The sequence below is a fragment of the Thioclava sp. JE_KL1 genome, assembly GCF_009296265.1.
Classification (GTDB): domain Bacteria; phylum Pseudomonadota; class Alphaproteobacteria; order Rhodobacterales; family Rhodobacteraceae; genus Thioclava.
The window spans coordinates 116,070-137,236 of sequence record NZ_WBJS01000003.1; the positions used below are offsets into that span (position 1 = coordinate 116,070).

Genomic DNA, 21,167 nt, shown 5'->3' on the forward strand with positions numbered 1-21,167 from the left:
GGCGCAGGCCCGCGCGGAGATTTCCGTCGCGGGCCCGAAACCGGGCCCGCGACACTCAAGCCGCAGGCCGCCGCCAGCTTTCGCGGTGGTAAGCGCTGTCCCAGAACCGCCATTCGTGCCAGCAACTGCGGGCGAAGGCGCGGTGCATCCGCTTGCGGGCGGCGTCATCGGCCTTCGCGCCCAGCCTGTCGGTCAGCGCCAGCATCCGTTCCACGCTCTGATCGAAAGCCTCGCCCGAATAGGTCGCGATCCAGGCGGCATAGGGGTTCGCGTCCCCGCTGACCTGCGCAATTTCCCGGCCAATGTCGCGATAAATCCAGAAGCAGGGCAACAGGGCCGCCACCGCTTCGGGGAAATCGCCGGTCGTGGCACTGCGCAGCAGGAAGGACACGTAGTGATCGCAGGCGGCCGAGGGCTCGATCTTCGCGAAATCGTCAGCCGAGACGCCGAACAGCCCCATGTAATGCGCATGCAATTCCCGCTCGACCGCGATCGCGCCGGCCGCCGAACCTGAGAGCTGCGCGACGGTCGGTGCATCGGGGGCCTTCGCGGCGGCCAGCGCGAGCGCCCGGGCGAAGCCTTCGAGGTAATGGGCGTCCTGAATGATGTAGCCTTGGAACGTTTCCGGATCGAGGCGACCCTCGGCCAATTCGCGATTGAAGGGCATCTCATGGATCTGGCGGCGCAGCGGCGCGGTCGCCTGCGCGAGGTCTTGGGTGAAGCTCATTGGCTGTCCTCCTGAAAAGCGTGGAAATGGTGCACCGGTCCGTGGCCCGCCCCGACGGACAGCCTGTCTGCCCCTGCAATCGCGGCGCTCAGATAAGCCTTCGCGCGGCGTGTCGCGTCCGGAAGCGAAAGCCCCGCACCCAGCCAAGTCGCCAGCGCCGAGGACAGGGTGCAGCCCGTGCCGTGGGTGTTGCGCGTCGCAATGCGCGGTGCGTCGAGGCGGAGTTCCTCTTGCTCGGTGACCAGCAGGTCCGGGCTTTGTTCGCCCTGCAGATGCCCGCCCTTCAGCAGCACCGCACGCGGCCCGAGCGCGCGGAGTGCATGGGCCTGTTCGCGCATCTCATCAAGCGTCGTCGCCTCAGCGCAGCCCAAGAGATCGGCGGCCTCGGGCAGGTTCGGCGTGATCAGATCGGCGCGCGGCAGGAGAGCGCGCAGCGCGGTCACCGCCGCCCCTGCCAACAGCCGATCGCCGCCTTTCGCGACCATCACCGGGTCGAGCACCACTGGACACTTGAGCCCGGAAAGCCCCTCGGCCACGGTCTCGATGATCGCGGCATCGCCCAGCATCCCGATCTTGATCGCGTCGATCCGGATGTCATCGCGCAGCGAGGCCATCTGCGCCGCGATCAGCCCGGTGTCGCACAGGCTGACCGCCTGCACGCCACGCGTATTCTGCGCGGTGAGCGCGGTGATCACGCTCATCGCGTAGCCGCCATTGGCGGAAATGGCCTTGATATCGGCCTGAATGCCCGCCCCGCCCGATGGATCGGAGCCTGCAATGGTGAGGATATTGGGGATCATAGGTCGCTCCATGCGCTGCGCAGGGTTCGGGTGGCGCGTGCCATGTCCGGCGCGCGCGAGATGGCGGAAATCACGGCAAGACCGGCACCGCCCGCCGCGCGGATTGCGGGCACGTCAGCGGCGGTGATCCCGCCGATCGCGAGACAGGGGAGGTCCGTGCGTGCGACGATCGCGGCAAAGCCCGCATGGCCGATCGGGGTGGCGTGGTCGGGCTTCGAGCCGGTCGCATGGATCGGTCCGACGCCGAGATAGTCGACGCTGGGAGGCACGGCACTGATCTGTGCCTCGGTCTCTATCGAGAGGCCAAGGATCGTGTCGGGCCCGATCCGGCGACGGATCGCGGCGGGGTCGCCATCGCTCTGCCCGATATGCAGCCCGGCGGCGCCGATCTCGATGGCCACGGCGACCCGGTCATTCACGATCAGCGGGACATCATAGGGAGCGAGTGCTGCGATCAGCGTCCGGGCGAGTGCTGCGAATTCCGCATCGGGGAGCGTCTTGTCGCGCAGCTGCACCCAGCCCGCGCCGCCCTCAGCCGCCGCGATCGCCTGCGCGATCACGGGCTGCGGGGCGTCCGGGTCGGTGACGAAACAGATCGGCGGGATCATGCGGGTTCGATCCGCGCACCGGCGGTCAAAGCGTCGGCGTCGATGGCATAGAGCGCATCGAGGAACGCGACCTGAAAACTCCCGGGGCCGTCGGCACTCGCCCCGGCGCGCTCTCCCGCAAGCCCGAAATAGGCGAGCGCCGCCACGACCGCCTCGAACCGGGGCTGGTCTGCGAGAAAGGCGGCGACGACACCGGTGAGCGAACAGCCCAAAGCGGTCACGCGGGGCATCATCGCATGGCCATTCGCAACCCGCGCGGCCTGCGTGCCGTCAGTCACGAAATCCACCGCGCCGGTCACCGCCACCACGGCCCCGCTATGGCGCGCCAAGGCCCGCGCGGCGCCTTCAGCCGTCTCGACGCTCTCGGTGGAATCCGCCCCTTTCCCCGCGCCGGCCTCGCCCGCAAGCGCGAGTATCTCCGAGGCATTGCCGCGGATTACCGTCGGACGCAGCTCCACCAGCCGCGCCCCGAGAGCGCGCCGATAACCCGTCGCGCCGACCGCGACCGGGTCGAGCACCCACGGAATATCCTTGGCGCGCGCGACCGTGGCCGCCGCCTCCATCGCCTCCGCCCATGGCGGCGACACCGTGCCGATATTGATACTCAGCGCCTGCGCGATCCCGGCGAACTCGGCCGCCTCCTCGCGCGCATGGACCATCGCGGGCGAAGCGCCGGACGCGAGCAGCACATTCGCCATCACGTTCATCGCGACGTAATTGGTGATGTTGTGAACGAGCGGCGCGGTCTGCCGCATTGTTGCGAGATATTGTCCGGGGTCTTCCATCGCACTCTCCTTGGCTGCGGGCAGCAAGAGGAGTGCGAGGGGGGCAAAGGCGGGACTGCGCCTGACCGTCTCACGCGCCTCCCTCCGCCGGCATTATCCGGTTCAGGTTCTAAGGGTTCGTCTCAGCCCGGTTTCCCGAGCGCCCCTGTCGCTTCGCCCAAAGAGGTGACACCGTCGGAGCCCCCCGTCAAGCGGTGTGACGACAAGCGGTGGGACGACAAGCGGGGGCCTCGATGGTTCGCGTCTGTCCAATCGCGCGATCGTTGCAATCTATCCGGCGCGCCGCCCTTGCAGAGCCCTGCCCCATCCTTTAGAGGCCCGCTCAACCGGTCGCAGCCTACCCGGTCATCAAAACAAGGGTTCAAATATGAAGACTCTCGTCATCTGCTCGGGCGGACTCGATTCCGTGTCGCTCGCCCATATCGTCGCCGCTGAGGGTAATCTCACGCGGCTTGTTTCCTTCGATTACGGCCAACGGCACCGCAAGGAGCTTGATTACGCCGCCGCCGCCGCGCGCCGCCTTGGCGTGCCGCATCATCTCATCGACATGCGCCCGATCGGGGCCGCGCTGACCGGATCGGCGCTGACCGATGATATCGACGTGCCCGACGGGCATTACGCCGAAGAAACGATGCGCATCACCGTCGTCCCGAACCGCAACGCGATCATGCTGGCCATCGGCTTCGGCGTGGCCGCCGCGAATGGCGACGAAGCGGTGGCGACTGCGGTGCATGGGGGCGATCACTTCATCTACCCCGATTGCCGCCCGGCCTTCACTGAAAGCTTCGATGCGATGCAGCGCATGGCGCTCGACGGCTATGCCGATGTGCGGCTGGAGACGCCTTTCGTGCATCGCTCCAAGGCCGACATCGTGGCCGAGGGCGCCAAACACGACACGCCCTTTGCCGAGACGTGGTCGTGCTACAAGGGCGGCGAGGTGCATTGCGGGCGCTGCGGCACCTGTGTCGAGCGGCGCGAGGCATTCCATCTTGCGGGCGTCGCGGACCCGACCGCCTATGCCGATCCCGATTTCTGGGCCAAGGCCGTTGCCGAGAAGGAGGCCCGCTGATGTTCCGCATCCGCAAGGAATTCCACTTCTCCGCCTCGCACCAGCTCTCGCATCTGCCAGCCGATCACCAATGCGCGCGGCTGCACGGGCATAATTACATCGTGGTCGTCGAACTGGCTGCCGCGACGCTCGATGAAAACGGGTTCGTGCGCGACTATCACGATCTGAAACCGCTTAAGGCCTATATCGACGACACTTTCGATCACCGGCACCTGAACGAGGTTATGGACGTGCCCTCGACCGCCGAGAACATGGCCAAGCATTTCTATGACTGGTGCAAGGCACGGTGGCCCGAGACCAGCGCGGCGCTGGTCAGCGAGACGCCCAAGACCTGGGCGGAATACCGTCCATGACGACGCTGCGCATCGCCGAGATTTTCGGCCCGACCATTCAGGGCGAAGGCGCGCTGATCGGCGAGCCCACGCTCTTCGTGCGCGCGGGCGGCTGCGATTACCGCTGTTCGTGGTGCGACAGCCTCCACGCGGTGGACAGCGCCTATCGTCACACATGGGCACCGATGAGTTCCGAGGAAGTCTGGGCGGAGCTGCGCCGCCTGTCGGGCGACCGGCCGCTGACGATCTCGCTCAGCGGAGGCAACCCGGCGATTCAGGATTTCGGACCGCTGATCGCGCTCGGGCGGGCCGCCGGCTACCGCTTCGCCTGCGAGACGCAGGGCTCCGTCGCGCGACCGTGGTTCGGCGATCTCGACACGCTGGTACTGTCGCCGAAGCCGCCCTCGAGCGGCGAGCAGGTCGATTGGGGCGCCTTTGCCGATTGCGTGGCAGCCGGACGCTCTGCCCGCAGCACCGTGATGAAGATCGTGATCTTCGACCGCGCGGATTACGATTGGGCCAAGTCTGCCCATGCCCGCCACCCGGATCTGCCGCTTTATCTTCAGCCGGGCAATCCCGAGGTCGACCCGGAGGTTCCGGTCGATCCGCAGGGTCTGGCCGACCGGCTTGGATGGCTGACGGATACCGCTATGGCGGATAGCTGGTTCGCACCCCGCATCCTGCCGCAGCTGCATGTTCTGATCTGGGGCAACAAGCGCGGCGTTTGATCCACCTCGGATCGGACGCCCCGAACATCACTCGGGCGCGACCCGCGTCACGCAGCGGTACGGTTTGCGAAACTCGTGACGCGACGCACCATTTCGTCGAAATCGAATGGCTTCAGCAAGACTTCAGTATCCGTAAGCGTCGTGGCCGTTGCCGCTTCCTCGTCATAGCCGGTCATGAACATCACCCTCAGATCTTCTCGCGCTTCGCGCGCCCGGGCTGCGAGTTCCCGGCCGGTCATACCGCCCGGCAAGCCGATATCCGTGAGGAGAAGCGTCACCTCGGGCTGGTCGTCCTGCAGCACCTGAAGGCCGGCCGCCGCATGGGCCGCCTGATAGACCGTGAAGCCCGCCTCTTCCAACGCCTCCACGACGACGAAGCGCACGATCGCCTCATCGTCGACGACAAGGATCGTGTGTCCGCCCCCTGTGGCGGGCTCCTCGCTTACAGGCAGATCCACCTCGGCACGCGCGACCGTCTCGAGCGAGCGCGGGAGGAAAATGTTCACGGTCGTCCCCTTGCCCAGTTCGGAGTCGATCGTCGCGCAACCGCCGCTTTGGCGCGCGAACCCGTAGACCATCGACAGCCCGAGGCCGGTGCCCTTCTCGCTGGGCTTCGTCGTGAAATAGGGATCGAAGGCTTTCGAGATTTCCTCCGCAGTCATCCCCGTTCCGGTGTCGTGCACGGACAGACGCAGGTAGTCGCCGGGCGGAAGCTCCGAGTTCTCTGTCTCGATGACCTCGTTAGTCGTGCCGATCGTGATCGTGCCGCCATCGGGCATCGCATCGCGCGAATTGATGCACAGATTGAGAAGCGCGCTCTCAAGCTGGTTCGGGTCGACCATCGCGGGCCAAGCCTCCCCGTCGTCCTCCGCCCTTACCAGAATATGCGGCCCGATGGAGTGCCGCATCAGGTCTTCCATGCTGCGGACCAGTTGCGGCACGTCGGTGGGCTTGGGCATCAGCGACTGCTGACGCGAGAAGGCGAGCAAGCGCTGCGTGACGCTGGCGGCCCGCTCGGTCGATGATTGCGCGCCTTCGAGATAGCGCAGGATTTCTTCGCGACGCCCGTCTTCGAGCCGCTTCGCGACAAAGTCGAGCGATCCGGAAATCGCCGTGAGGAGATTGTTGAAATCGTGGGCGAGCCCTCCGGTCAACTGCCCGACTGCCTCCATTTTCTGGGCCTGCCGGAGCTCTCCCTCCTGCTGCATGAGCTTCGCGGTCTGCTCTTCGACGCGCTGCTCGAGGGTTTCATTCAGCCTGGACAGTGCCGCAGCCGCCTTGTCGCGCTCTTCGAGAATGGCGCGCCGGTCATCGAGATCCATCAGGACGCCTGCGAAGATGCGCGGCGTTTCGGCCTCCATGCGGCCATTGGCTTCGACCCAGTGATAAAGCCCGTCGGCCCGCTTGACGCGAAACTGATATGCATACGGCGTCGTCTGCTGCGTGGCGCGATCGATCGCCGCCATGAGGCCTGGCTTGTCGTCCTCATGTACGTTCACGACAATCTGGTCGATGGTCAGACCTTCGGCGCCCTGCGCGGGATCGAGGCCCATGCTGTGCGAGAACGCTTCATCGAGATCGAAGCTTTCGCTGTCGAGATACCAGACCCAGGTGCCAAGGATCGCCCCGGCCGAAAGCGCGCGTGCGATATGACGCGCGTTCTTTTCCGCGCGGCGCTGGCTTTCCCGTAGCTCGCGCTCTTTCCGTTTGCGTCCGGTGATATCGCGAAACAGAACCGCGACCTGCGCCTTCGCGGCCGGCTCCACCCGCGTCGCGGAGACCTCGACGTGGCGCCCAACCTCGACGAATTCGCGCTCGAACCTCAGAGGCTCCCCGGTTCTGAGCACTTCGCCGTAGATTTTGACCCACTCGGCCCCATCTTGCGGGGCGACATCGAACACGGTCTTGCCGACGATATCGTCGATCCCGGTATGTCTTTCGTAACCGGAATTGGCTTCGATATGGACATAGTCGCTGAGGGGACCTCTGGGCCCATCGATGAACTGGATGACGCAGAATCCGTCATCGATCAGCTCCATCAGGGCCTTGTAGCCGGCATCGGGAGCCGCGTCGTCCTCAGTTCCGCGCGCATCACGCCGGAAAGCTTCTTGCCAAGTCACATAAGATCCAATGCAGGTAAGTGCGTCTCCACCACGCATCACAAGTATAGCTTTTCCTTAATCTTACAAACATGTTTCGGTCACATAAAAAATGGTGGACGAATTGCCGCGAGGAAAATTATCTATAAAGCATGACAGAGACATCCCATGAGACACATTCGCAGCGCATCGCGCGGATACTTTCGGATCGCATCATTTCCGGTGAGATTCCGCCCGGCGCCCGGCTGAGACAGGACCATATCGCGAGCGAGTTCGGCGCGAGCCACGTCCCGGTGCGCGAAGCCTTTCGCGAATTGCAGGCGCGCGGATTGGCCGAGAGCGAAGCGCGCCGCGGCTTTCGGGTAACCGAGTTCGACGTGGCCGAACTGCGCGAAGTGGCGGAGATGCGCGCCAGTCTCGAACCCTTGGCGCTGCGCCATGCAGCTCCGAACATGACACGCGCGATTCTCCAGAAAGCAGAACAAGTTACGCGTATCGGAGACAGCGCCAGAACAGTCCGAGACTGGGAGGCCGCGAACCGCCAATTCCACCGGCTGATCCTGACGCCCTGCGGGATGCCACGGCTTCTGGAGACGATCGACAATCTGCAGACGACCAGCGCACGCTTCCTTTTTGCTGCCTGGCGTCGCGACTGGGAAGCCCGCTCGGACCATGACCACCGGATCATCATCACCGCCCTCCACAAGGGACAGACAGACCTGGCCTGCGCAACCTTGGCACGCCATGTCGGCTGGATCGGCAAACGCAAGTCATCGATAAAAAATGCCGACGCACACGAGACTTACGAGATTTCTGGTTAATTATCTATAACTTCAATTGATAGCCCCGGATGCGCCTGCATAGTCATAGATAGAAATTCCAACTATCGACTGAGGACAGGTTCAATGACGGTTTTCGACACTTCCCAGAAGCTCACCCACACTCTCTGGCGCGGCCTTGGCCTCGCGCTTTGCGGCGCGGCCCTGATCACGCTCGGCGCGAAGCTTCAGGTGCCTTTCTGGCCCGTGCCGATGACGTTGCACACGCTTGCGGTCTTCTTCATCGCAGCGAGCGTCGGCCCCAGAATGGCGGCTGCCGCAATGACCACCTATCTCATGATGGGCGCTATGGGGGCGCCGGTCTTCTCGGGCACACCCGAGCGCGGCATCGGGCTGGCCTACATGATCGGGCCGACCGGGGGCTACCTGCTGGGCTTTCTGCTCGCGGCGCCCCTGATTAGCGTGCTCGCACGTGGTCGCGGCTGGCTCGGCAGAGCGCTAGCGATGCTCGCCGGGCTGATCGTGGTCTATGCCGCGGGCCTCGCCTGGCTCGCCAATTTCGTGCCCGCGTCGAAACTTCTCGCAACCGGCGTCGCACCTTTCGTTCCCGGGGATCTGGTCAAGATCGCAATCGCCAGCGGGCTCGCGACGGGCCTCACTCGCCTGAAGGAGCGCGCGTAATCATGGCGGGAGGCATCAGAAACGACTGGAGCATGGCGCAGGCGAAAGCGATCCACGACCTGCCCTTCCCCGAGCTTCTTCACCGGGCGCAAACGGTTCACCGCACCCATTTCGACCCGAGCGCGCTCGAGACGGCGAGCTTGCTGTCGATCAAGACCGGCGGCTGCCCGGAAGATTGCGGCTATTGCTCGCAATCCGCGCATTACGAGACCGGCGTGAAGGCCACCAAGCTGATGAAGACAGACGAGGTTCTGAGCGCGGCACGACGCGCGAAGGCCTCAGGCGCGCAACGGTTCTGCATGGGCGCGGCGTGGCGTAGCCCGAAGGATCGCGACATGGATGCGCTCTGCGAGATGGTGCGCGGCGTCTCCGAGCTGGGGCTGGAGACCTGCATGACGCTGGGCATGCTCTCGCCGCAGCAGGTCGAGAAGCTGAAGGCGGCGGGGCTGGATTTCTACAACCACAACATCGACACGTCGCCGGACTATTACCGGGAGATCGCGACGACCCGCACGATGGAGGACCGGCTCGATACGGTCGAAAATGTGCGCAAAGGCGGCATTCGGGTCTGTTGTGGCGGAATCTTGGGCATGGGCGAGGCCGAGGAGGATCGGATCGCCATGCTGGTGACGCTCGCCACGCTGCCCGCGCACCCGGACAGCGTGCCGATCAACCTCTGGAACGAGATCGACGGTGTGCCGGTGCAAAAGAATGCCGAGCCGGTCGACCCTTTCGCGCTGGTTCGGGTCGTCGCGCTCGCGCGGATTCTGATGCCCGCGTCGGTGGTGCGACTTTCGGCAGGCCGCACGGGGATGAACGACGCGTGGCAAGCGCTGTGCTTCCTCGCGGGCGCGAACTCGATTTTCGTGGGCGATCAGCTTCTGACCACGGACAACCCCGCAGCCTGGAAAGATCAGGACCTGCTGGCGCGGCTGGGCATGCATGTGGCCCCCGCGAAGCCGCGTGTCGAGCCGGCACCCGTGGCTTGAGCGCGCGACCGTCTCGGGCAACTCGCCCGAGACGGCTAACGGACGCGTCCCGCGGGTTCACGGTCGGGTCAGCGCTGACCTTCCGCCTCGGCAACATGGCCTTTGACCTTCAGGAAACTGTCCGGCGTCACCGAGATCGAGTCGATGCCAAACTCCACCAATCTACGGGCGAATTCCGGGTAGTTCGACGGCGCCTGACCGCAGAGCCCGACCTTCGCGCCAACGCCATGCGCTCTTTCGATGACACTCCGGATCATCCACTGAACGGCGGCGTGCCGTTCGTCGAACAGAGGCGCGAGCCGGTCGCTGTCGCGGTCGATGCCCAAGGTCAGCTGCGTCAGATCGTTCGACCCGATGGAGAAGCCGTCGAACCGCTTGGCGAATTCCTCGGCGAGGATGACGTTCGAGGGCACTTCGCACATCACGTAGATCTGCAGACCGTTCGATCCGCGCACCAGCCCTTCCTCGGCCATCACCGCCAAGACGCGGTCGGCTTCTTCGGGCGTGCGGCAGAACGGAACCATCACCAGCACATTGTCGAAGCCTGCCTCTTCGCGCAGCCGCCGGATCGCCCGGCATTCGAGCCGGAACCCCTCGACATAGGCGGGATCGTAATAGCGCGAGGCGCCGCGCCAGCCGATCATCGGGTTGGATTCCACCGGCTCGAATTGCCGCCCGCCAAGCAGGTCGGCATATTCGTTCGTCTTGAAATCGCTCAGCCGCAGGATCATCGGGTTCGGGTAGGCCACGGCGGCGATCCGGGACAGGCCAAGCGCCAGTTGATCGACGAAATACTCGGCCTTGTCCTCATATCCCCTTGTGAGCGTTTCGATTTCTTCCCGCACCTCGGCCTCCCGGATATCGGAGAAATGCAGCAGCGCCATCGGATGGACCCGGATCGTGTTCGAGATCACGAATTCCATCCGCGCCAGACCGACACCGTCGATCGGCAGCCGCCACCAGCGCGCGGCGATGGCCGGGTTGGCGAGGTTGAGCATCACCTTGGTCTTGGTGTCCGGCACCGCGTCGAGGTTCAGATCTTCGACCGAGAACTCGGCAAAGCCGTCATAGACCAGACCCTCGTCCCCTTCGGCACAGCAGACGGTCACCTCCTGCTCGTCATGCAGCACATGGGTCGCATCGCCACAGCCGACGATGGCGGGAACGCCCAATTCCCTGCTGACGATGGCGGCGTGGCTGGTTCTGCCGCCGTGATCGGTGATGATGGCCGAGGCGCGTTTCATCACAGGCACCCAGTCGGGGTCCGTCGTCGAGGTGACGAGGACCGAGCCATCCACGAAATCGTCGATATCCTTGACGTCTTCGATCAGGCAGACCCGCCCGGTCGCGACCTGCTCGCCCACCGACAGCCCGCTGACGACGACCGGACCGTGCGCGCCGATGGTGTAGCGCCGGAGCGATCCCGCAGAGACCCGCGACTGTACCGTCTCGGGGCGCGCCTGCACGATGAACAACTTCCCCGTGACGCCGTCTTTCGCCCATTCCATATCCATCGGCTGGCCATAATGCGCTTCGATGGTCGCCGCCTGCTGCGCGAGGTCGAGCACCTCGTCATCCGACAGGACAAACCTCCCGCGTTCGGCTTTCGATGTCGGCACGTTGCGCACCGGGTTCGGGGCGTCCGGCCCGGCATAGATCATCTTGATCTCTTTCGCCCCGAGCTTCTTCTCGATGATCGGCTTGACGCCCGCCTTGCCAAGGAAGGGTTTGTAGACCTGAAACTCGTCCGGCGTGACCGCGCCCTGCACGACATTCTCGCCCAATCCCCAGGCCGCGCTGATCAGCACGACCTTGTCGAAGCCGGTTTCGGTGTCGATCGAGAACATCACACCCGACCCACCGATATCGGAGCGCACCATCTGCTGAACGCCCACGGAAAGCGCGACATCGAGGTGATTGAACCCTCTGAGCTTGCGATAGGTGATCGCGCGGTCGGTGAAGAGCGAGGCATAGCACTTGCGGCAGGCGGTCAGAAGCTCCTCCTCGCCCGAAACGTTCAGGTAGGTCTCCTGCTGACCGGCAAAACTGGCATCGGGGAGGTCTTCGGCCGTGGCGCTCGAGCGCACGGCGACGGAGACCTCAGGCACCCCTGCCCGCTTCGACAGATCGCGGTAAGCCTCCCGGATCGCGGCCTCGGTCGAGTCGGGCCAGTCCCCGGCCACAATGGTGTCGCGAATGCTCTGCCCCGCGACGTGAAGGCTGATCTTGTCGGCATCGTAATCCGCGAGATAGCCCGCGATGGCCTCGGTCAGATTGTTCTCGTCAAGGAACATCCGATAGGCGTCGGAGGTGGTTGCGAAGCCGGGCGGGACCTGAATGCCTTTGGCGCCCAGCTCCTGCACCATCTCGCCAAGCGAAGAGTTCTTGCCGCCCACAAGCGCGACGTCCTCGCGGCGTAAGCTATCGAAAGGAATAACTTCTTTCTTCGTGGTCATGGGCTCGCCTCCCCTGTTTGCACCTGCGGGCACTCTATCTCAGGGGCGCATTTCGACCTTGATCTCCGTCAACGCCGGGCGTTGCGGGCCGCTCCCAGCCTGCTTCCGTCGCGTAAGAACGAGACAGTCCGTCGACATGCGCGCGCGAATTGCCGTGCAACAGTCGGCTGCCACCCCGCCCCCAATCCGTTCTGGACAGCGCCAGATTTTCCTGCGATCAAATCCGGGATGGTGTCCGGCCCCAAAGGGTCGGCTGAAAAGGGAACACGGTGCGGGCGATGCCCAACTCCGTGACTGCCCCCGCAACTGTAAGCGGCGAGCGCCACCGGAAACGCCACTGACCTGCAAAGGTTGGGAAGGTCCGGTGAAGCTACGACCCGCGAGTCAGGAGACCTGCCATCTCGGATGCGCGCCTAGCGCATCTCGGTCACCTTAAACCCGGGCGGGGTGCCCTGGGACGGAGAGACGAGAGATGGACCAGATTGGACCTCGCATATCGCCGTGCCGCGACCACTCCCGCCCTTTTGCGCGGAGGGCGCGATGCTTTTGGAACGAACGCTTTCACTGCTACAACTCGATATAGGACCGATCTCGCCGCTGCGTGCGCGTGAGCTGGGGACGCTCGGCTACATGGAATGGCTCGGCACGCTGCCGGGCGACATGCCCTATGCGAAGGCGGCGATCGTCGCCCATATGCAGGCCTATCCGCACTCCCTGATCTCGCCCGCGGTGGAGGTGTTCTGCGAGCTCCTGCTGGAGTCGCTGACCCCGCAGCCTTTCGCCTTGCCGATCGAGATGCCCCCGCCGGTGCGGCGGGGCGGCGCACGCGCCCGACGCGGCCTCTGACCCGTTTTTCGTCTTGCGGTCGCATGCTGCGGCCCGGCCGAGGACCATTGCAGCAGGAAACGGCACTCCGTTTCCTGTGAGGCTCGGCTTTTCCAAACGATGGTCATGGATGAACTGAGAGGATCTCTCCATGAATGACAACAAACTGACCCGTCTGCTCGACGCGCGCCCGGTGATCTGCGCCGAGGGCTTCCTGTTCGAACTGGAACGACGCGGCTATCTGACCGCCGGGGAATTCGTGCCCGAGGTGGCGCTCGAATACCCGCAGGCGCTGCGCAATCTGCATGTCGATTTCCAGCGCGCTGGCAGCGATATCGTCGAGGCCTTCACCTATAACGGCCACCGCGAGAAGATGCGCGTGATCGGCAAGGAAGACCTGCTGGAGCCGCTCAACCGTGCGGCGCTGAAGATCGCGCGCGAGGTTGCCAATGCGAAGACCGGCAACCTGATGGCGGGCAATATCTCGAACACGAATATCTGGGACCCCACCGATCCGGCGCGACAGGCCGAGGTGCGTGCGATGTTCGACGAGATGATCGGCTGGGCGGTCGAGGAAGGCGCGGATATCATTATCGGCGAGACCTTCTACTACGCGGGCGAGGCGCTCTGTGCGCTCGAGGCCGCGAAGGCGTCAGGTCTGCCGGTGGTGCTGACGCTGGCGCCGATGGCGGGCAACGAGATGATGGACGGGGTTGGCATCGTCGAGACCTGCCAGCAGCTCGAACAGGCGGGCGCAGATGTCGTCGGGCTGAACTGCTTCCGCGGGCCGCAGACAATGATGCCGTGGCTGCGCAAGGTGCGCGCGGCGGTGAGCTGCCATGTCGGCGCCCTGCCCGTGCCTTACCGGACCACGAAGGATGAGCCCACCTTCTTCAACCTCTCCGATCACAACGGCTGCACCTGCCCCTCGCCGCATGGCCGGACCTTCCCGACCGCGCTCGATCCGCTGGCCTGCAACCGCTACGAGATCGGCGCCTTCGCGCGTGAGGCGCAGGCGATCGGGGTGAATTACCTCGGCGTGTGCTGCGGGGCGAGCCCGATGCATATCCGCGAAATGGCCGAGGCCGTGGGTCGCGAGACCGAGGCCAGCCGCTTCTCGGAGCGCATGGAGAACCACTTCATGTATGGCCAGAACGCCCGCCTCCCGGCGCATATCCGGGCGCTCGGCAACGGGGCCTGAGGCTTGAAGCTGCCCTGTCGCGCGAGAGTTTCGCGCGGCAGGGAAATCTATATATTGACACCACTACACCATGCATCCCAATATGATGTTGCTTTGGTTCCTGCGAGTCACTCCGCAGGCGAAGAGGGAAGCCGGTGAAATTCCGGCGCTGCCCCCGCAACTGTAAGCGGCGAGCCTGATGTCCGAATGTCACTGGTGCGATGCGCCGGGAAGACGGACCGAGAGGCGCTCGAGCCGCGAGCCAGGAGACCTGCCAGAGCAGATAGACGACGACCGCGGCGGAGGGCCCGGGCGCGTGGCAGTTCGCTTTGCGCCCTGCCCACGAGCCTTGTCCCGCGCTGCCGACAGCAAACAAAGGGACAGAACATGACCATCACCGTCTATTCGAAACCGGCCTGCGTGCAATGCACCGCCACGACCCGCGCGCTCGATGCCAAGGGGATCGATTACAACGTGATCGACCTCACCGAGGACGCCGCCGCGATGGAGATGGTGCAGGACCTCGGCTACCGGCAGGCCCCGGTCGTGATCGCGAACGAGGATCACTGGGCGGGCTTTCGCCCCGACATGATCAACCGGCTGGCCTGAGACCTAGCCGCGATGGGACAGGCAAGGCTGATCTATTTCTCCTCGGCATCGGGCAACACACAGCGCTTCGTGGAGCGGCTGGGCCTGCCCGCGCTGCGCTTGCCCGTCTCGGCAGACGCCCCGATGCCGACGCCCTCCGGCCCCTACGTCCTGATCTGCCCGAGCTATGCCGACGGCAAGGGGCGCGGCGCGGTTGCGAAACCGGTCATCGCCTTTCTCAACGACCCCACCCGCCGCGCGGGCCTGCGCGGCGTCATCGCCAGCGGCAATCGCAATTTCGGCGCGCTCTTCGCCTGCGCGGGCGATCTGCTGGCGCGCAAATGCAATATCCCCGTGCTCTACCGGTTCGAGCTGGCAGGCACGGACAGTGACATCGACCGCGTGCGCGCGGGTCTCGAAACCTTCTGGAGGCAGGAATGCTCGATAGCGACGTGAAACCGAGCGGGGCCATGGCCTCGGAATTCGCGGGGCTTGATCACCACGCGCTCAACGCGATGCTCAATCTCTATGACGCGGAGGGCAATATCCGCTTCGACGCCGACCGGATGGCGGCGCGGCAATATTTCCTGCGCCATGTGAACCAGAACACGGTGTTCTTCCATTCGCTGGACGAGAAGCTCGGCTATCTGGTGGAGGAAGGCTATTACGACGCCGCCGTGCTCGATCAGTATTCGCGCAACTTCCAGCGCGCGATCTGGGACGCGGCCTTTGCCGCCAAGTTCCGCTTTCCGACCTTCCTCGGCGCCTTCAAATATTACACCTCCTACACGCTGAAGACCCGCGACGGGCAGCGCTATCTCGAACGCTACGAGGACCGCGTGGTGATGGTGGCGCTGACGCTGGCGCGCGGCGACGAGGCGCTGGCGATGCGGCTGATGGAGGAGATGCTGGCGGGGCGTTTCCAGCCCGCGACGCCCACCTTCCTCAATGCGGGCAAAAAGGCGCGGGGCGAATTCGTGTCGTGTTTCCTGCTGCGGCTGGAAGACAACATGGAAAGCATCGGGCGCGGCATCAACTCGGCGCTGCAACTGTCGAAGCGCGGCGGCGGCGTGGCCCTGATGCTGACCAATATCCGCGAATATGGCGCGCCGATCAAAGGGATCGAGAACCAGTCCTCGGGCGTGATCCCGGTGATGAAGCTGCTCGAAGACAGTTTCAGCTATGCCAACCAGTTGGGCGCGCGTCAGGGTGCGGGCGCGGTCTATCTGCACGCCCATCACCCCGACATCCTGCGCTTCCTCGACACCAAGCGCGAGAATGCCGACGAGAAGATCCGCATCAAGACGCTGAGCCTCGGCGTGGTCATCCCCGATATCACCTTCGATCTCGCGAAGAAAAACGAGGAGATGTATCTCTTCTCGCCCCATGACGTGGAGCGGGTCTATGGCTGCGCCTTCTCGGAGATTTCCGTGACCGAGAAATATCACGAGATGGTCGATGACGCGCGCATCCGCAAACGCAAGATCAACGCCCGCGCCTTCTTCCAGACACTGGCCGAGATCCAGTTTGAAAGCGGCTATCCCTACATCATGTTCGAGGACACGGTGAACCGCGCCAACCCGATCGCGGGGCGGATCACGATGTCGAACCTGTGTTCGGAAATCCTGCAGGTGGCCGAGCCTTCGGAATTCGACGAAGACTTAGGCTATGCGCGGATGGGCACGGATATCTCGTGCAATCTGGGCTCGCTCAACATCGCGAAGGTGATGGATGGCGGCGATCTGGGCGCGAGCGTCGGGGCCGCTATCCGGGCGCTCTCGGCGGTGTCGGAAATGAGCGCGATCAACGCCGTCCCCTCGATCCGCAAGGGCAACGAGGAAAGCCACGCGATCGGTCTGGGCCAGATGAACCTGCACGGTTTCCTCGCCCGCGAGCGCATCCAGTATGGCAGCCCCGAGGGGATCGAGTTTACTTCGGTCTATTTCGCCGCCGTGGCCTATCACGCGCTGGCGGAATCGAACCGACTGGCGACCGAACATGGCCGCAGCTTCAAGGGGTTCGAGGCGTCCGCCTATGCCGATGGCAGCTTCTTCGAAAAATACGTGACCCGCGACTGGTTGCCTGAAAGCGAACCCGTCACCGCCCTCTTCGACCGCTTCGGGATCACCCTGCCCTCGCGCGCCGACTGGGCCGCCCTGCGCGACCGGGTGATGGCAACCGGCCTGTGGAACCGCAACCTGCAAGCCGTGCCGCCCACCGGCTCGATCAGCTATATCAACAACGCCACCGCCTCGATCCACCCGATCACCGCGAAGATCGAGATCCGCAAGGAAGGCAAGATCGGCCGGGTTTATTACCCCGCGCCCTACATGACGAACGACAATCTGGAGTTCTACCGCGACGCCTATCAGATCGGCCCCGAGGCGATCATCGACACCTATGCCGCCGCGACCGAACATGTCGATCAGGGGCTCTCGCTGACGCTGTTCTTCCCCGCCGAGGCCACGACCCGCGACATCAACCGCGCCCAGATCTACGCATGGCGGCGCGGCATCAAGACCATCTACTACATCCGCCTGCGCCAAGCGGCCCTTGAGGGGACCGAGGTGCAGGGCTGTGTTTCCTGTTCCCTGTGAGGCCCGCCATGAAAGATCTGCACACGCCCCGCCCCGTTCCCCGGCCTGTTCCGCGCGCCCTCAACTGGAACCGGCTTCAGGACGACAAGGACCTCGAAGTCTGGAACCGCCTGACCTCGAATTTCTGGCTGCCCGAGAAGGTGCCGCTGTCGAATGACATTCAAAGCTGGTCGCAGCTGACCGAGGACGAACAGACCCTCACGATCCGGGTCTTCACCGGGCTGACGCTGCTGGACACGATCCAGAACACAGTCGGCGCGCCCGCGCTGATGGCCGATGCCGCGACGCCCCATGAGGAAGCTGTGCTGTCCAACATCGCCTTCATGGAGGCGGTCCATGCGCGCAGCTATTCGTCTGTCTTCTCGACACTGTGCAATACGGCCGAGGTCGACGAGGCCTTCCGCTGGTCGCAGGAGAACCCGCACCTGCAGGCAAAGTCGCGGCTGATCCTCGACGAATACGACGCCCCCGCGAGCCCGCTGAAGCGCAAGGTGGCGAGCGTCTTCCTCGAGAGCTTCCTGTTCTATTCGGGCTTCTACCTGCCGATGCACTGGTCGAGCCGCGCGCGCCTGACCAACACCGCCGACCTGATCCGCCTGATCATCCGCGACGAGGCGATCCACGGCTATTATATCGGCTACAAGTTCCAGCGCGCGCTGGAGCATGTGACCGAGGCCGAGCGCGCGGAGATCAAGGATTTCGCCTTCTCGCTGATGTTCGACCTCTATGACATCGAGGGCCGCTACACCGAGCAGCTCTACGACGGTCTGGGGCTGACCGAGGATGTGAAGCATTTCCTGCATTACAACGCCAACAAGGCGCTGCAGAACCTCGGCTACGAGGCGCTGTTCCCCGACGAGGCCACCCGCGTGAACCCGGCGATCCTCGCCGCGCTCTCGCCCGGATCGGACGAGAACCATGACTTCTTCTCAGGCTCTGGGTCGAGCTACGTGATCGGCAAGGCGGTCGCGACCGAGGACGAGGACTGGGCGTTCTGAGCCCGCCGCCGCCCGCGCCTCAGACGGGGCGCGGGTCGCTCCTCGAGCCTGTCCGGTTTCAGGTATCGGCCCCGGCGGGTTGCCTGCCCAATCGCCGCGTCAGAGCGGTCTCCAACAGGCTCAGCGCGTCGTAGACGAGCACCGCGAACAGCCCCACGATCACGCCGCCTTGCAACACGAAGGCGGTGTTGCTGGTTAGAAGCCCCGCGATGATCACCTCGCCCAAGGTCCGCGCGGCCACGGTGGAGCCGACCGTCGCCGTGCCGATCGCGATCACCACCGACAGCCGGATGCCCGTCAGGATTACCGGCAGGGCCAGCGGCAGTTCCACCCGGATCAGACGTTGCCAGCGGGTCAGGCCGATGCCGCGGGCGGCCTCCATCGTCGCGGGCGGCAGGGTCGAGAGCCCCGCGATGGCCGTCTCGAAGATCGGCAGCAACCCGTAGAGGAACAGCGCCACCAGCGTCGGCCCGGCCCCGAAACCGAGCGCGGGTACCGCCAGCGCCAGCACCGCCACGGGCGGGAAGGTCTGCCCGATATTGGTGATCGTGCGCGACAGCGGCAGGAAGGCCGCGCCCGCAGGCCGCGTCACGAGGATGGCAAGGCCCACCGCGACGAGCGTCGCCAACCCCGAGGCCAGTGCCACCAGCCCCAGATGGCTCAGCGAGAGCGACAGGATCGAGGCGCGCTCGTAGATCACCGGACCGCCCGCCGGGGCGAAGGGCGCGAAGACCGGCGCGAACCAATGCGGACGCAGGACCAGCGCCAGCAAGAGCGCCACGCAGGCAGCCCGGATCGCGCCGCTACGGCTCATGCCAGCTCCGCCGCGCGGGCGCGGATCGTGGCCAGCGTCACCCGGCCAAGCGGGCGGTCCCCGTCGGCCACCGGCAGCGCCTCGACGCCGCGCCAGAGGCACAGTGAAAGCGCATCGCGCAGGCTCGTGTCGGGCGCGATGGGCTCGCCCTCGGCGGCGCCGTCTTCCAGCACGTCCGAGACCGGGATCAGCGACAAAAGCCGCAGCGGACGATCGACCCCGCCCACCATCTGAGCGACGAAATCGGTGGCGGGCGCGGCGATGATCTCGGCGGGCGTGCCATGTTGCAGCAGCTTGCCGCCATCCATCACCGCTACCCGGTCGCCCAGATGGATCGCCTCTTCCATGTCATGCGTCACGAGCACGATGGTCGAACCGAGCTGCCGCTGGATATGCCGCAGATCGGCTTGCGCCCGGGCCCGGATGATCGGGTCGAGCGCGCCGAAGGGCTCGTCCATCAGCAGCAGATCGGGCCGCGAGGCGAGAGCGCGCGCCACGCCCACGCGCTGTTGCTGGCCGCCCGACAGCTCCGCCGGGTAGCGGTCGCGAAACTGCGCGGGCTCCATCGAGAACAGGTCCAGCAACTCGTCGACACGCGCGCGCGTCTTGTCTCTGGACCAGCCGAGCAGCTTGGGCACCGCGCCGATATTGCCCGCGATCGTGTAATGCGGAAACAGCCCGTCGCCCTGAATGACGTAACCGATCCGGCGGCGCAGCTCGTGCTTGGGCAGCGCAGCGGTGGATTCGCCATTGATCCGCACCTCGCCGGAACTCGGTTCGATCAGCCGGTTGATCATCCGCAGAAGCGTGGTCTTGCCCGAGCCGGAGGTGCCCACGATCACCGTGATCGTCCCGGTCTCGACCGTCATCGAGACGTGGTCCACCGCTGCCGTGCCCTCATAGAGCTTCGTGATCTCGTCGATTTCGATCATTCTTCACGCTCCGTTCGGGGGGTCGTCACTTCGACGAGGATGTCCATCGCGATGGCCGAGATCAGCGCCAGCGCGACGGTGGGCAATGCGCCCAGCAAGATCAGGTCACCCGCCGTCTGGTTGAGGCCCTGAAACACGAAGGTGCCGTAGCCGCCGCCGCCAATCAGCCCGGCGATCACCGCCAGCCCGATATTCTGCACCAGCACGATGCGCAGCCCCGCCAGCACCACCGGCAGGCCCAGCGGCAGCTCCACCCGGGTCAGGCGCTGGCGCCATGTCATGCCCATCCCGCGCGCGGCCTCAAGCGTGGCGGCGGGCGCGGTGCGCAGCCCGGCCAGCACATTGGCGACCACGGGCAGCAGCGAATAGAGGGTGAGCGCGAGGAAGGCCGGCGCGAAGCCGATCCCGGCGATGCCGATCGCGCGGGCGCCGGGGATGACACCGCTCAGCCAGCTCAGCACCGGGATCATGATCCCGAACATCGCGAGCGAGGGGATCGTCTGCAAGAAGCTCAGCACCGGAAGGAGTGCGCGGCGCAGCCCGGCGTTGCGGTGAGACATCACGCCCAGCGGCAGGCCAATCACCGCCGCCGCCAGAAGCGAGCCGAAGGCAAGGCCCAGATGGCGCAGGCTGGCGCTGTAGAAAGCATCCTTGCGGCTCGCGAATTCCTGCGCGATGGACAGGTCGCTCAGCGCGCCAGACCACAGCAGCGCGCCGATCAGCGCGAGCACCAGCACCAGCAGCCCGGCCCGCGCGGCAGGCCCCGGCGACAGCGCGGAAAGCGCATCGGCCATCATCAGCGCGAAGACCACCAGCAGGCACCAGAAGCCCGCCGCCGGAGAGACGCGGGCATAGTCTCCCGCCTCCGCGAGCAGCGACGCCGCGCCGAGAACCAGCAGCCAGACCAGCCCCGCAAGGCCAAGCGCAGCCCCCGCGATACGCAGAAAGGGCCGCGCGGCAGGCAGCCCCAAGGCAAGCCCGAGCAGCATCAGCGCAATGCCCGGCCCTGTGATCTGCGGCGCGGCGAGGGTCCAGAGCGCCCTGCCCTCACCGGCGACGATCCGGTTCGCCGCCAAGGTCATGAAGGGCGCGAAGATCGCGGCCAGACCCAACACCGCGAACAGCACGCCCGGCGGCGACAGCCCCGCCATCGCGGAGCCTTTGCCCGCCCGTTTGCGCG

21 protein-coding genes and 3 riboswitches are annotated in these 21,167 nt (G+C 65.3%); of the genes, 12 read left to right on the forward strand and 9 right to left on the reverse strand.

Annotated features, from left to right (window positions below):
- Window positions 1-55: 55 nt before the first annotated feature.
- Genes tenA through thiM form a run of 4 tightly spaced genes read right to left on the reverse strand, consistent with a single transcriptional unit; the run spans window position 56 to window position 2,920 of the window.
- Complete coding sequence (gene tenA, locus F8R15_RS05975; RefSeq protein ID WP_152843952.1) at window positions 56-727, reverse strand: thiaminase II; 672 nt, start codon at window positions 725-727, stop codon at window positions 56-58.
- Window positions 724-1,527 carry a bifunctional hydroxymethylpyrimidine kinase/phosphomethylpyrimidine kinase gene (gene thiD / locus F8R15_RS05980; protein ID WP_305798605.1) on the reverse strand — a complete coding sequence of 268 codons (804 nt, stop codon included), beginning with the start codon at window positions 1,525-1,527 and terminating at the stop codon, window positions 724-726. The genes tenA and thiD overlap by 4 nt, the downstream gene beginning before the upstream one ends.
- On the reverse strand, window positions 1,524-2,135 hold the full coding sequence (gene thiE / locus F8R15_RS05985; protein ID WP_152843954.1) for a thiamine phosphate synthase: 612 nt from the start codon (window positions 2,133-2,135) through the stop codon (window positions 1,524-1,526). The genes thiD and thiE overlap by 4 nt, the downstream gene beginning before the upstream one ends.
- Window positions 2,132-2,920, reverse strand: a complete 789-nt coding sequence (gene thiM, locus F8R15_RS05990; RefSeq protein ID WP_152843955.1) for a hydroxyethylthiazole kinase — start codon at window positions 2,918-2,920, stop codon at window positions 2,132-2,134. The genes thiE and thiM overlap by 4 nt, the downstream gene beginning before the upstream one ends.
- Before the next feature lie 62 nt (window positions 2,921-2,982).
- Window positions 2,983-3,077: riboswitch (TPP riboswitch) on the reverse strand.
- Between the two features lie 210 nt (window positions 3,078-3,287).
- Between thiM and queC the strand changes: the two genes are divergently transcribed.
- From queC to queE, 3 genes are read left to right on the forward strand one after another with little or no spacing between them, the layout of a single operon-like run.
- Complete coding sequence (gene queC, locus F8R15_RS05995; protein ID WP_078599115.1) at window positions 3,288-3,989, forward strand: 7-cyano-7-deazaguanine synthase QueC; 702 nt, start codon at window positions 3,288-3,290, stop codon at window positions 3,987-3,989.
- Window positions 3,989-4,342: a 6-carboxytetrahydropterin synthase QueD gene (queD, locus tag F8R15_RS06000; RefSeq protein WP_152843956.1), complete on the forward strand. Its 354-nt coding sequence runs from the start codon at window positions 3,989-3,991 to the stop codon at window positions 4,340-4,342. Before queC ends, queD begins: the two co-directional genes overlap by 1 nt.
- Window positions 4,339-5,049, forward strand: a complete 711-nt coding sequence (gene queE, locus F8R15_RS06005) for a 7-carboxy-7-deazaguanine synthase QueE (RefSeq protein WP_152843957.1) — start codon at window positions 4,339-4,341, stop codon at window positions 5,047-5,049. The genes queD and queE overlap by 4 nt, the downstream gene beginning before the upstream one ends.
- A 47-nt stretch (window positions 5,050-5,096) precedes the next feature.
- On the opposite strand, the gene F8R15_RS06010 is transcribed toward queE, so the two are convergent.
- Window positions 5,097-7,169, reverse strand: a complete 2,073-nt coding sequence (locus F8R15_RS06010; RefSeq protein ID WP_368731010.1) for an ATP-binding protein — start codon at window positions 7,167-7,169, stop codon at window positions 5,097-5,099.
- 131 nt (window positions 7,170-7,300) lie between these two features.
- Here F8R15_RS06010 and F8R15_RS06015 point away from each other — a divergent pair, with 131 nt between their 5' ends.
- The 3 genes from F8R15_RS06015 (at window position 7,301) to bioB (ending at window position 9,597) form a co-directional block, all read left to right on the forward strand.
- A complete protein-coding gene (locus tag F8R15_RS06015) occupies window positions 7,301-7,969 on the forward strand; it encodes a GntR family transcriptional regulator (protein ID WP_152843959.1) in 669 nt (222 codons plus the stop codon).
- An 84-nt stretch (window positions 7,970-8,053) separates the two neighbouring features.
- Window positions 8,054-8,608 carry a biotin transporter BioY gene (locus tag F8R15_RS06020; RefSeq protein ID WP_152843960.1) on the forward strand — a complete coding sequence of 185 codons (555 nt, stop codon included), beginning with the start codon at window positions 8,054-8,056 and terminating at the stop codon, window positions 8,606-8,608.
- Between the two features lie 2 nt (window positions 8,609-8,610).
- Complete coding sequence (bioB, locus tag F8R15_RS06025; protein ID WP_152843961.1) at window positions 8,611-9,597, forward strand: biotin synthase BioB; 987 nt, start codon at window positions 8,611-8,613, stop codon at window positions 9,595-9,597.
- A 68-nt stretch (window positions 9,598-9,665) separates the two neighbouring features.
- Here the strand turns inward: bioB and ppsA are convergent, their stop codons facing one another.
- The gene (gene ppsA, locus F8R15_RS06030; RefSeq protein ID WP_152843962.1) at window positions 9,666-12,053 is read right to left on the reverse strand and encodes a phosphoenolpyruvate synthase; all 2,388 of its coding nucleotides are present in this window, start codon (window positions 12,051-12,053) and stop codon (window positions 9,666-9,668) included.
- Between the two features lie 212 nt (window positions 12,054-12,265).
- Window positions 12,266-12,469, forward strand: a riboswitch (cobalamin riboswitch).
- A gap of 124 nt (window positions 12,470-12,593) precedes the next feature.
- Between ppsA and F8R15_RS06035 the strand changes: the two genes are divergently transcribed.
- The 6 genes from F8R15_RS06035 to nrdF all read left to right on the forward strand — a co-directional run bounded on the left by F8R15_RS06035 (window position 12,594) and on the right by nrdF (window position 18,241).
- Entirely contained in the window at window positions 12,594-12,899 is a 306-nt protein-coding gene (locus F8R15_RS06035) for a hypothetical protein (protein ID WP_075774686.1), read from the forward strand.
- Window positions 12,900-13,029: 130 nt separating this feature from the next.
- Window positions 13,030-14,079 carry a homocysteine S-methyltransferase family protein gene (locus tag F8R15_RS06040; protein WP_152843963.1) on the forward strand — a complete coding sequence of 350 codons (1,050 nt, stop codon included), beginning with the start codon at window positions 13,030-13,032 and terminating at the stop codon, window positions 14,077-14,079.
- A gap of 77 nt (window positions 14,080-14,156) precedes the next feature.
- Window positions 14,157-14,352: riboswitch (cobalamin riboswitch) on the forward strand.
- 93 nt (window positions 14,353-14,445) lie between these two features.
- Window positions 14,446-14,667 (forward strand): glutaredoxin-like protein NrdH, encoded by a 222-nt coding sequence (nrdH, locus tag F8R15_RS06045; protein WP_078519183.1) that lies wholly within the window; start codon window positions 14,446-14,448, stop codon window positions 14,665-14,667.
- 12 nt (window positions 14,668-14,679) lie between these two features.
- On the forward strand, window positions 14,680-15,102 hold the full coding sequence (nrdI, locus tag F8R15_RS06050) for a class Ib ribonucleoside-diphosphate reductase assembly flavoprotein NrdI (RefSeq protein WP_152843964.1): 423 nt from the start codon (window positions 14,680-14,682) through the stop codon (window positions 15,100-15,102).
- Window positions 15,084-17,243 carry a class 1b ribonucleoside-diphosphate reductase subunit alpha gene (gene nrdE, locus F8R15_RS06055; protein WP_305798606.1) on the forward strand — a complete coding sequence of 720 codons (2,160 nt, stop codon included), beginning with the start codon at window positions 15,084-15,086 and terminating at the stop codon, window positions 17,241-17,243. The genes nrdI and nrdE overlap by 19 nt, the downstream gene beginning before the upstream one ends.
- An 8-nt stretch (window positions 17,244-17,251) precedes the next feature.
- Window positions 17,252-18,241 (forward strand): class 1b ribonucleoside-diphosphate reductase subunit beta, encoded by a 990-nt coding sequence (gene nrdF / locus F8R15_RS06060; RefSeq protein WP_152843965.1) that lies wholly within the window; start codon window positions 17,252-17,254, stop codon window positions 18,239-18,241.
- A 58-nt stretch (window positions 18,242-18,299) separates the two neighbouring features.
- Here nrdF and F8R15_RS06065 read toward each other — a convergent pair whose 3' ends face one another.
- Genes F8R15_RS06065 through F8R15_RS06075 form a run of 3 tightly spaced genes read right to left on the reverse strand, consistent with a single transcriptional unit; the run spans window position 18,300 to window position 21,138 of the window.
- On the reverse strand, window positions 18,300-19,055 hold the full coding sequence (locus tag F8R15_RS06065) for an ABC transporter permease (protein ID WP_152843966.1): 756 nt from the start codon (window positions 19,053-19,055) through the stop codon (window positions 18,300-18,302).
- Window positions 19,052-19,987: an ABC transporter ATP-binding protein gene (locus tag F8R15_RS06070; RefSeq protein ID WP_152843967.1), complete on the reverse strand. Its 936-nt coding sequence runs from the start codon at window positions 19,985-19,987 to the stop codon at window positions 19,052-19,054. Before F8R15_RS06070 ends, F8R15_RS06065 begins: the two co-directional genes overlap by 4 nt.
- On the reverse strand, window positions 19,984-21,138 hold the full coding sequence (locus tag F8R15_RS06075) for an ABC transporter permease (protein WP_253732435.1): 1,155 nt from the start codon (window positions 21,136-21,138) through the stop codon (window positions 19,984-19,986). Before F8R15_RS06075 ends, F8R15_RS06070 begins: the two co-directional genes overlap by 4 nt.
- Between the last annotated feature and the right edge of the window lie 29 nt (window positions 21,139-21,167).

What these genes read in the sequence shown, in the direction of transcription:
- tenA (WP_152843952.1), bottom strand. Translation starts at nt 727, where the DNA reads ATGAGCTTCACCCAAGACCTCGCGCAGGCGACCGCGCCGCTGCGCCGC.
- thiD (WP_305798605.1), bottom strand. Translation starts at nt 1,527, where the DNA reads ATGATCCCCAATATCCTCACCATTGCAGGCTCCGATCCATCGGGCGGG.
- thiE (WP_152843954.1), bottom strand. Translation starts at nt 2,135, where the DNA reads ATGATCCCGCCGATCTGTTTCGTCACCGACCCGGACGCCCCGCAGCCC.
- thiM (WP_152843955.1), bottom strand. Translation starts at nt 2,920, where the DNA reads ATGGAAGACCCCGGACAATATCTCGCAACAATGCGGCAGACCGCGCCG.
- queC (WP_078599115.1), top strand. Translation starts at nt 3,288, where the DNA reads ATGAAGACTCTCGTCATCTGCTCGGGCGGACTCGATTCCGTGTCGCTC.
- queD (WP_152843956.1), top strand. Translation starts at nt 3,989, where the DNA reads ATGTTCCGCATCCGCAAGGAATTCCACTTCTCCGCCTCGCACCAGCTC.
- queE (WP_152843957.1), top strand. Translation starts at nt 4,339, where the DNA reads ATGACGACGCTGCGCATCGCCGAGATTTTCGGCCCGACCATTCAGGGC.
- F8R15_RS06015 (WP_152843959.1), top strand. Translation starts at nt 7,301, where the DNA reads ATGACAGAGACATCCCATGAGACACATTCGCAGCGCATCGCGCGGATA.
- F8R15_RS06020 (WP_152843960.1), top strand. Translation starts at nt 8,054, where the DNA reads ATGACGGTTTTCGACACTTCCCAGAAGCTCACCCACACTCTCTGGCGC.
- bioB (WP_152843961.1), top strand. Translation starts at nt 8,611, where the DNA reads ATGGCGGGAGGCATCAGAAACGACTGGAGCATGGCGCAGGCGAAAGCG.
- ppsA (WP_152843962.1), bottom strand. Translation starts at nt 12,053, where the DNA reads ATGACCACGAAGAAAGAAGTTATTCCTTTCGATAGCTTACGCCGCGAG.
- F8R15_RS06035 (WP_075774686.1), top strand. Translation starts at nt 12,594, where the DNA reads ATGCTTTTGGAACGAACGCTTTCACTGCTACAACTCGATATAGGACCG.
- F8R15_RS06040 (WP_152843963.1), top strand. Translation starts at nt 13,030, where the DNA reads ATGAATGACAACAAACTGACCCGTCTGCTCGACGCGCGCCCGGTGATC.
- nrdH (WP_078519183.1), top strand. Translation starts at nt 14,446, where the DNA reads ATGACCATCACCGTCTATTCGAAACCGGCCTGCGTGCAATGCACCGCC.
- nrdI (WP_152843964.1), top strand. Translation starts at nt 14,680, where the DNA reads ATGGGACAGGCAAGGCTGATCTATTTCTCCTCGGCATCGGGCAACACA.
- nrdE (WP_305798606.1), top strand. Translation starts at nt 15,084, where the DNA reads ATGCTCGATAGCGACGTGAAACCGAGCGGGGCCATGGCCTCGGAATTC.
- nrdF (WP_152843965.1), top strand. Translation starts at nt 17,252, where the DNA reads ATGAAAGATCTGCACACGCCCCGCCCCGTTCCCCGGCCTGTTCCGCGC.
- F8R15_RS06065 (WP_152843966.1), bottom strand. Translation starts at nt 19,055, where the DNA reads ATGAGCCGTAGCGGCGCGATCCGGGCTGCCTGCGTGGCGCTCTTGCTG.
- F8R15_RS06070 (WP_152843967.1), bottom strand. Translation starts at nt 19,987, where the DNA reads ATGATCGAAATCGACGAGATCACGAAGCTCTATGAGGGCACGGCAGCG.
- F8R15_RS06075 (WP_253732435.1), bottom strand. Translation starts at nt 21,138, where the DNA reads ATGGCGGGGCTGTCGCCGCCGGGCGTGCTGTTCGCGGTGTTGGGTCTG.